The organism is Corallococcus llansteffanensis, from assembly GCF_003612055.1.
Taxonomy (GTDB): Bacteria; Myxococcota; Myxococcia; order Myxococcales; family Myxococcaceae; genus Corallococcus; species Corallococcus llansteffanensis.
The window spans coordinates 1-7,723 of record NZ_RAWB01000474.1 but is presented as its reverse complement, the minus strand read 5'-3'; the positions used below and the strand labels follow the sequence as shown (position 1 = coordinate 7,723).

Annotated in this window: 6 protein-coding genes; 3 read left to right on the top strand and 3 right to left on the bottom strand. The window is 72.8% G+C overall.

Annotated features, from left to right (window positions below; genetic code table 11):
• Window positions 1–599: phosphoribosyltransferase (locus D7V93_RS32365; RefSeq protein ID WP_120647052.1), on the bottom strand; the 599-nt coding region annotated here is incomplete at its 3' end.
• Window positions 600–730: 131 nt separating this feature from the next.
• Between D7V93_RS32365 and D7V93_RS32360 the strand changes: the two genes are divergently transcribed.
• Together D7V93_RS32360 and D7V93_RS32355 are read left to right on the top strand one after the other, a co-directional pair.
• Complete coding sequence (locus D7V93_RS32360) at window positions 731–1,642, top strand: ribose-phosphate diphosphokinase (protein WP_120647051.1); 912 nt, start codon at window positions 731–733, stop codon at window positions 1,640–1,642.
• Window positions 1,643–1,653: 11 nt separating this feature from the next.
• Complete coding sequence (locus tag D7V93_RS32355; RefSeq protein WP_120647050.1) at window positions 1,654–2,406, top strand: enoyl-CoA hydratase; 753 nt, start codon at window positions 1,654–1,656, stop codon at window positions 2,404–2,406.
• A 98-nt stretch (window positions 2,407–2,504) separates the two neighbouring features.
• On the opposite strand, the gene D7V93_RS32350 is transcribed toward D7V93_RS32355, so the two are convergent.
• The gene (locus tag D7V93_RS32350) at window positions 2,505–5,264 is read right to left on the bottom strand and encodes a M1 family metallopeptidase (RefSeq protein WP_120647049.1); all 2,760 of its coding nucleotides are present in this window, start codon (window positions 5,262–5,264) and stop codon (window positions 2,505–2,507) included.
• Window positions 5,265–5,363: 99 nt separating this feature from the next.
• Between D7V93_RS32350 and D7V93_RS32345 the strand changes: the two genes are divergently transcribed.
• A complete protein-coding gene (locus D7V93_RS32345; RefSeq protein ID WP_244237651.1) occupies window positions 5,364–6,416 on the top strand; it encodes a lysophospholipid acyltransferase family protein in 1,053 nt (350 codons plus the stop codon).
• 11 nt (window positions 6,417–6,427) lie between these two features.
• Here D7V93_RS32345 and alr read toward each other — a convergent pair whose 3' ends face one another.
• Window positions 6,428–7,696 (bottom strand): alanine racemase, encoded by a 1,269-nt coding sequence (gene alr / locus D7V93_RS32340; protein WP_120647048.1) that lies wholly within the window; start codon window positions 7,694–7,696, stop codon window positions 6,428–6,430.
• Window positions 7,697–7,723: the final 27 nt, after the last annotated feature.

Genomic DNA, 7,723 nt, shown 5'->3' with positions numbered 1-7,723 from the left:
TCCTCCGACAGCGCGGGGAAGGAGCCGTAGGCCTCCGCCACCTCGCGCAGCCCGGCGTCCAGCGTCAGCGCGTGCACCGCGTCCGCGCGGCCCCGGATGAGCTCCAGCGCGCGCGGCGTCGCCACCCCCACGGCCACGATGCGCTGGCGCGCGCCCGACTGCTGCAGCGCCAGGAGCGCCGCGGCCACGGTGGAGCCCGTCACCATCCCGTCATCCACCAGCAGCACGGTGCGGCCCCGCACGGCGGGGGTCGGACCGCCGCGCAGCTGCCGGGCCTGCCGCTCCACGTCCTCCAGCTCGTCGCGCACGAAGGCCTGGAGCGAGGCCCCGGACAGGGGCGACTGGGGCACGGCCTGCACATCCAGGTACATCCCACCGCCCTCGGTCACCGCGCCCAGGGTCAGGCGGCGGCCGGGGACCGTCACCCGCACCCTGCGCGCCACCCACAGGTCCAGCGGTGCCTCCAGCGCGCGGGCCACCTCGAACGCCACGCGCAGCCCGCCGCGCGCCAGCCCCAGCACGCACACGTCCGCGGAGCGGTAGGGCGCCAGCACCCCCGCGAGCTTCTGCCCCGCGTCTGCCCTGTCCCGGAAACGCATTGGATGGCCTCCTCACGCAAGGTGCGCGTCCCCGGGGACCGTGGCGGCGAAGACACAGTCAACGGCTCTCCTGCCGGGGTGCCCGGGAGGCCAGGGCGCCACGGCGGGAAGCCGCGCTAGGGTGGGGACCCATGACGGAACCCGCCCTCGTCGTCGGCAGTGCCAGTCCCCACCTCGGCCGTGCGCTCGCCCAGGCGTTCGGCATCGAACCGGTGGCCACCAAGATGGAGCGCTTCCCGGACGGGGAGCTGCACATCGAGGTGCCCCCGGACGCCATCCGGGGTCGCCGCGTCGTCGTCCTCCAGACATCCACCCCGCCCGTGGGGGAGCACCTGTTGGAGTTGCTGCTGCTCGCGGACGCGTGCTGGCGCGCGGGCGCGGCCTCGCTGGAGGCGGTGATTCCCTACGTGGGCTACGCGCGCCAGGACCGGCGCGCCCGGGCCGGCGAGCCCCTGGGCGGACGGCTGGTGGCGGACCTGCTGTCGCACGGCCGCTTCGAGCGCGTGTTCACGGTGGACCTGCACAACCCGGCGCTGGAGGGCTGCTTCGGCGCGCCGCTGGAGCACCTGTCCGCGCTGCCCCTGCTGGCCGAGGCACTGCGCCCCTTCGTGTCCGACACCTCCGTGGTGGTGGCGCCGGACCTGGGCGCGGTGAAGCGCGCGGAGGCGCTGGCGAAGCTGCTCGGCCGCCCGTGGGCGGTGGTGCACAAGGCGCGGCTGAGCGGCAACGACGTGGAGACGCTGGGCCTGCTGGGCCAGGTGCGCGGCATGCGGCCCATCCTGGTGGACGACATGATCTCCACCGGCGGCACGCTGGCGGCGGCGGCGAAGGAGCTGCGGGGCGAGGGGTGCGTGGACGACTTCATCCTCGCCACCACGCACGCGCTGCTGGTGGGCCCCGCGCTGGAGCGCCTGCACGGCGTGCCCGTCAAGCGGCTGGTGAGCACGGACAGTGTGGAGCCCCGACAGGGCCTGCCCTTTCCCCACCAGGTCGTGACGCTGGCCCCGCTGCTCTTGCGCGCACTGCGCCCCGACGCGCGTTAGTCTGCCCGGCCATGTCCGACACGCTTCTGACGCAGCTCGACGCCGGGGTCTTCTCCGTCACCTTCAACCGGCCGGAGAAGAAGAACGCCTTCACCCACGCCATGTACGAGGCCGCCACCGCCGCCCTCCAGGAGGCGGACCGCCGGGACGACATCCGGGTGGTGCTGCTGTCCGGCGCGGGCGGCGCGTTCACGGCGGGCAACGACATTGGCGACTTCGTGGAGCACCCGCCCGCGGGCGAGGACAGCGCGGTGTTCCGCTACCTGCGCGCCCTGTCCAGCATGGAGAAGCCGGTGCTGGCCGCGGTGGAGGGGGCGGCGGTGGGCATCGGCACCACCATGCTCCTGCACTGTGACTACGTGGTGGCCGGGGAGAAGGCGCGCTTCAGCATGCCCTTCGTCAACCTGGGCCTGTGCGCCGAGGGCGCCAGCAGCCTGCTGCTGCCGCGCATGGCGGGCTTCGCGCTCGCGTCGGAGCTGCTGATGTTCGGCGACCCGTTCAGCGCGGAGACCGCGCTGCGCGCCGGCATCATCAACAAGGCCGTCCCGGAGGCGCAGCTCAAGGAGGTCGCCACCGAGCGCGCCCGCTCGCTCGCCGCGCGCCCCATGGAGGCGCTGAAGGTGACCAAGCGCCTCATCCGGGGCCCCCTGCGCGAGCAGGTGCAGGAGACCCTCAAGCGCGAAGGCGTGGAGTTCATCCAGCGCCTCCACTCCGACGAGGCCCGCGAGGCCCTGATGTCCTTCATGACGCGCGGCCGGAAGTAACCCCAGGCCGCCGCTCAAGTCCTCGAACCGGGCCCGCGGGACGTCAGCGTCCGCGGGCCTGGCGTCGTTTCAATGACAGACAACTCAATGTCAGACGTCTAGCGGGGCGAGGGCGGCGCCGGGACAGGCTTCGCGGGCGTCCCGGACAGGAAGGACTGGAGGCTTGAGCCCTGGGCCTCCTTCAGCGCGAGGCACTGGTCCACGTTCTCCAGCGCCTGCTGGAAGTGGCGCTCGGCGCCGGGCACCTTCTTGCTGCGAGGACCGAAGAAGGCCTCCAGGTCCTGGCGCTCGCCCGCGTCGCACGCCCCCATCCCGATGAAGGTCAGCCGGCTGTCCATGCCCTCCGGCAGCAGGCCGGGCTTGCCCTCGGTGCCCACCAGGGCGTCGTAGTGGGTCTTCACGAAGCCGTAGGCCACGGGCCGGCTGCTCGCGCTCCGCGAGGCCCCGAAGAGCAGCCACAGGTTCTCCCGGATGTCCTGCTGGGGGTCCAGGAGCAGCTTCAGGTTCTCCTCCACCTGCTGCGCGTCCCGGAGGTTGCCCAGGCCGCCCAGCAGCTGCTGCCGCTGGAAGCGGTCCTTCTCCGTGCGCAGCGCCTCGCGCAGCTTCGTGCCCAGGGCGGGGTCGTGCTTCGCGGCGATGGAGAGCACCGGATCCACCACCTCCACGTCCACCGCGCGCCGGTCCTTCAGCCACTGGTCCGCCAGCGCGCGCGCCTCGGCGATGAGCTTGGGGTCCTCGCCCTCGTTGCCGGCGAGCTCCAGGAGCCGCGGGCGCAACAGGCGCGTGTCCTCGCTCTCCCCCGGACGCGCCTTGAAGCCCAGCTTGCGCGCGCGCGCGCCGAAGGTGTCGCGGATGAAGCGGGTGCGCTCCGGCTTCTGGGCCTCGGTCAACATCCTCGGAGACATCAGCGTCAGCAGGTCCAACCCCGCCTCCAGCACCTGCCGGTCCGGCTCCTCCGCGACGCGCGACAGCAGCGACAGCGCGTCCGCCGAGGGCAGCACGCCCGCCTGGGCCAGCGCCAGCGAGTCGCCCAGCAGCACCACGCGCTCGGCGCGCGACAGCTTCGTCAGGCCCGCCTTCATCAGCTTCGCGCGCGTGTCCTCCGCCAGCCGCACGCGGTAGTAGCCCGCGCCGTCCGCGTTGGGGAACACCCACGCGGGGCACGCCTTCGCGTCCGTCAGCGCCAGCTCCGCCTTCTCCTCCGTCATCAGCGTGCACGCGGTGACGTCCTTGCCGGAGGCGCCCGGATACTTCACGCACACCGGCACCTTCCACAGCTGCGGCGCGGGCGGCTTCGAGCCCAGGCGCACGTAGCGCTGCTGGGACAGGCCCACGCGCGGCTTGCCGCCGTCACACAGGAGCGTCGCGGTGATGAAGGGCGCGCCCGTCTGGTCCAGGAAGCTGTTCATCACCGCGGCCACGTCCTTGCCGGACTCCTCGGACAGCGCCGTCAGGAAGTCCTTCGCGGTGGCGTTGCGGCCCGCGTGCGCGCGCAGGTAGCGCTGGATGCCCTTCTGGAAGACGTCCCGGCCCAGCCACGCCTCCGTCATCGCCAGCACCGCGCTGCCCTTGCCGTAGGTGATGCCGTCGAAGGCGTTCTGGATGTCGCCCGAGTCCCGGATGGGCTGCCGGATGAAGCGCGCGGACACGGCGCTGTCGGAGTCCAGCGCCCCGTTGCGCTCCTGCACGCGCTCCACCGCCGCGTCCCAGGTGGGCTGCCACGTCTCCACGATGCGCGGCTCCATCCACGAGGCGAACGACTCGTTGAGCCACAGGTCGTCCCACCACGCCATCGTCACGAGGTCGCCGAACCACTGGTGCGCCAGCTCGTGCACCTGCACGCTCGCGAACGCGCGCTGGCGGCGCACCGAGTCCTCCTCCGGCTTCGCGAGGATGAGGCGCGAGTTGAAGGTGACGAGGCCCGGGTTCTCCATCGCGCCGCCCATCAGCGGCACGGCGAGCACGTCCAGCTTCTCGAACGCGTAAGGGATGCCGAAGTACGCCTCCAGGCGCTCCAGGATGTCCGGCGTCACCTTCGCGGCCCACGCGCCCTCGCTGGCCCGGCCGCGCGGGGTGATGATGCGCGTCTTCACATGCTTCTGCCCCGCGTCCCGCGCGGGCAGGAAGTCGAAGGGGCCCACGCCGAAGGCGATGAGGTAGCTGGGCAAGGGCTGCGTGGGCGCGAAGCGGAAGATGCGCCAGCCCTGCGCGCCGGCCTCCTCCGCGAGCTGCGGCGTGTTGGTGACGGCCACGTTGCCCTCGGGCACGTGGAAGGTGAGCTGCCAGGGCACCTTGAAGCCGGGCTCGTCGAAGGACGGGAACGCGCGGCGGGCGCCCAGGGGCTCGAACTGAGTGTAGACGTACCAGTCCCCGCCCTCGTTGACGCGGAAGGCGCCGGAGGTCTCCCGCTCGGACGCGGTGCCCGTGTAGACGAGGTGCAGCTTCGCGCCGCCCACGACCAGCGGCTTCTCCAGCGACAGGCCGAGGAAGTCCTCGCCCGCCGACGACGGCTTCACCGGCTGCTTGACGCCGCCCTGTTCGACGGTGGCCTCCTTCACGATGAGGCCCTTGCCGTGCAGCCACACCACCTGCGTGGCCTTCTTCACGTCCAGGGCGATGTCGACGGTGCCTTCGAAGGTCGCGACCTTCGGATCCATCTTCAACACGATGGCGTAGTTCGTGGGCCGCACGTCGTCCGGCAGCCGCAGCGCGGGCGGCGTGGGCGCGGCCTGCGCGGCAGGCGCGGAGACGGGCTGCGTTTCAACAGCACCAGGAGCGGGAGCAGCGCCCTGTCGGGCACCGCAGGCCGCGAGGAAGGTGACGGCGGCCAGGGCCACCGGACGGAGCAGGTTGGGCATGGCCGCGCAGTGTGTCGTAAGAGCGGGCAGGCAAGGTAGCGTCGTGCAAGCGGTGCGTGGCCTTGCTGTCAGGTCGTGTTCGGGGTGGAGTGCGCGGCCGTGTCCGCCCCTGTCTCCTCGCATCCGCCCCCATCGCAAATCAACACCTCGCCCGAGGGGAAGAAGCCTCCGGAGCACCTGCGCCGCATCATCGGCGAGCCGCCCGGCCCCATCGTGGCGCTGCTGACGCGCGGCGTCTGGGCGCTGCTCACGGCGCTGTCCCCCGCCGCGCGTGACGCGCTGGCGCGCTTCGTGGGGAACCTGGCGTACACGCTGGGCATCCGCCGCAAGGTCGCGCTCGACAACCTGGCGCAGGCGATGCCGGAGAAGAGCGAGGCGGAGCGTCGCGCCATCGCGCGCGGCGCGTACATCACCATGGCGCGCGTGGTGGTGGAGTCGCTGCCGGCGGGCGACCGGATGACGCCGGACTGGGACAAGCAGGGCATCGAGGGCGAGGAGGCGTGGGCGGCGCTCAAGGCGCACGTGGCCACGGGCAAGGGCGTGCTGCTGGCGACGGCGCACTTCGGCAACTGGGAGCTGGTGGGGCAGATGCTCATCCGCTTCGGTGTGCCGCTCAACGCGCTGGTGCGGCCGCTCAAGGGCGCGCTCAACACGCGCATCGCGGAGAACCGGCTGGGCGCGGGCGCGGGGCTCATCTATCCCAAGGGCGCCATCCAGGAGATCACCGACGCGGTGAACCGGGGCGAGTCCGCGTTCATGCTGCTGGACCAGGCGCTGCCCGCGAAGGCCGCGGTGTTCGTGCCCTTCTTCGGGCGGCTCGCGTCCACCACGCCCGCGATGGCGGTGGCCGCCGAGCGCACGGGCGCGCCGGTGTTCGTGGTGATGGGCGTGCGTCCTCCGGGCCCTGGCGCGCGCTTCCGGCTGGAGGTGGAGGGCCCCATCCCCGCGCCGAAGCCCGGCGAGTTCGCGGACCCCATCACCGAGCACACGGCCCGCGTGACGGCGGCGCTGGAGCGCGCCATCCGCCGGCATCCGGAGCAGTGGCTGTGGCTGCACCGCCGCTGGAAGGTGCAGCCGCCCGCGGCGCTGGTGACGGCGCCGTCGCCCGGCCTGACGTCAGGGCCCGCGCCGGAGTCAGCCCCCAAGGTGTGACGCCGTGACGCCTACTCCACGACGACGCGGCGCAGGTGCGCGCCCAGGCGGGTGAGCAGCTCGTAGTGGATGGTCTGGGCCCAGCCGGCCAGGGACTCGGCGGACACGGACTCCTCACCGTCGCGGCCCAGGAGCGTGGCCGTCACCGGGCGCTCGTCCGCCGTGGCGTGCGTCACGTCCACCATCAGGTGGTTCATCATCACGCGGCCCAGCACCGCGCACCTGCGCCCGTTCACCAGCACGTGCGCCTTGCCGGACGCGAGGCGCGGGTAGCCGTCGTAGTAGCCCACCGGCAGCACCGCGAGCCGCGTGGGCTCCGAGCAGCGGTACGTGCAGCCGTAGCCCACGTAGCTGCCCGCGGGCAGCCACTTCACCACCTGGCTCCTGCACCGCCACGACAGCACCGGCTTGAGCACCGGCAGCGTGCCCAGCACCAGCCGCGCCGACAGCCGCGTCTCCGGCGAGGGCCACAGGCCATAGAGGGAGATGCCCACCCGCGACGATTCGTAGCGGGCGCGGGGCAGCACCAGCGCCGCGGCGCTCGCGGCGATGTGGCGCTGCAGGGGCCTTGCGGGCTTCAGCTGTTCGGTCAGCCGCGCGATGCCGGTCTCGAACGCGTCCAGTTGCGCGAGCGCGTACCCCTGCTCCGTCACGTCCTCCGTGTTGGCGAAGTGGCTGAGCACGCCCACGGTGTCGAACACGTCCGGCGCGTCCGCGAGGAAGCGCGTCTGGTTCGGGAGCTGATCCAACGTGAAGCCCTCGCGGCCCAGGCCCGTGTCCACGTGGACGTGCACGCGCAGGGGGCGTGGCAGCTTCGCCGCGCGCAGGCCCGTCACCGCGTCCGCCCAGGAGCCGTCCGCCACCACCACGTCGATGCCCTGGCGCGCCAGGACGACGGCCTCCTCGGGGGCCACCGCGCCCAGCACCAGCACCTGCCGGGGAGGCAGGCCGTGCGCGGCCTCGTACGCGCGCACCGTGAGCGCGTCCTGGGGGGCGATGAAGTAGAGGACGTCCACGCCCGCGTGCACCAGGGGCAGCACCTGCGCGAGCCCGTGGCCGTAGGCATTGCCCTTGAGCACCACGCCCAGCGCCCGGGGCGTGGGGCCCGAGGACTCCAACGCGCGGAAGGCCGCCACGTTGTGCTTGAGGTGGGATGCGCTCAGCTCCAACCACGAGGAGTGCACCGCGTCACCGGGCCCGCCACCGACTTGCTCCACGTGCACACCTCCACACCGTCCAGCGTCGCTGTCGGCTACCAGTACCAGCAAAGCGTGGGCCATGGGCGACCGTGGCCTCCGGGCCACGGG

Excerpts from the sequence above, each read along its gene's own strand:
- D7V93_RS32360 (WP_120647051.1), top strand. The coding sequence starts at position 731 with ATGACGGAACCCGCCCTCGTCGTCGGCAGTGCCAGTCCCCACCTCGGC.
- D7V93_RS32350 (WP_120647049.1), bottom strand. The coding sequence starts at position 5,264 with ATGCCCAACCTGCTCCGTCCGGTGGCCCTGGCCGCCGTCACCTTCCTC.
- alr (WP_120647048.1), bottom strand. The coding sequence starts at position 7,696 with ATGGCCCACGCTTTGCTGGTACTGGTAGCCGACAGCGACGCTGGACGG.
- D7V93_RS32355 (WP_120647050.1), top strand. The coding sequence starts at position 1,654 with ATGTCCGACACGCTTCTGACGCAGCTCGACGCCGGGGTCTTCTCCGTC.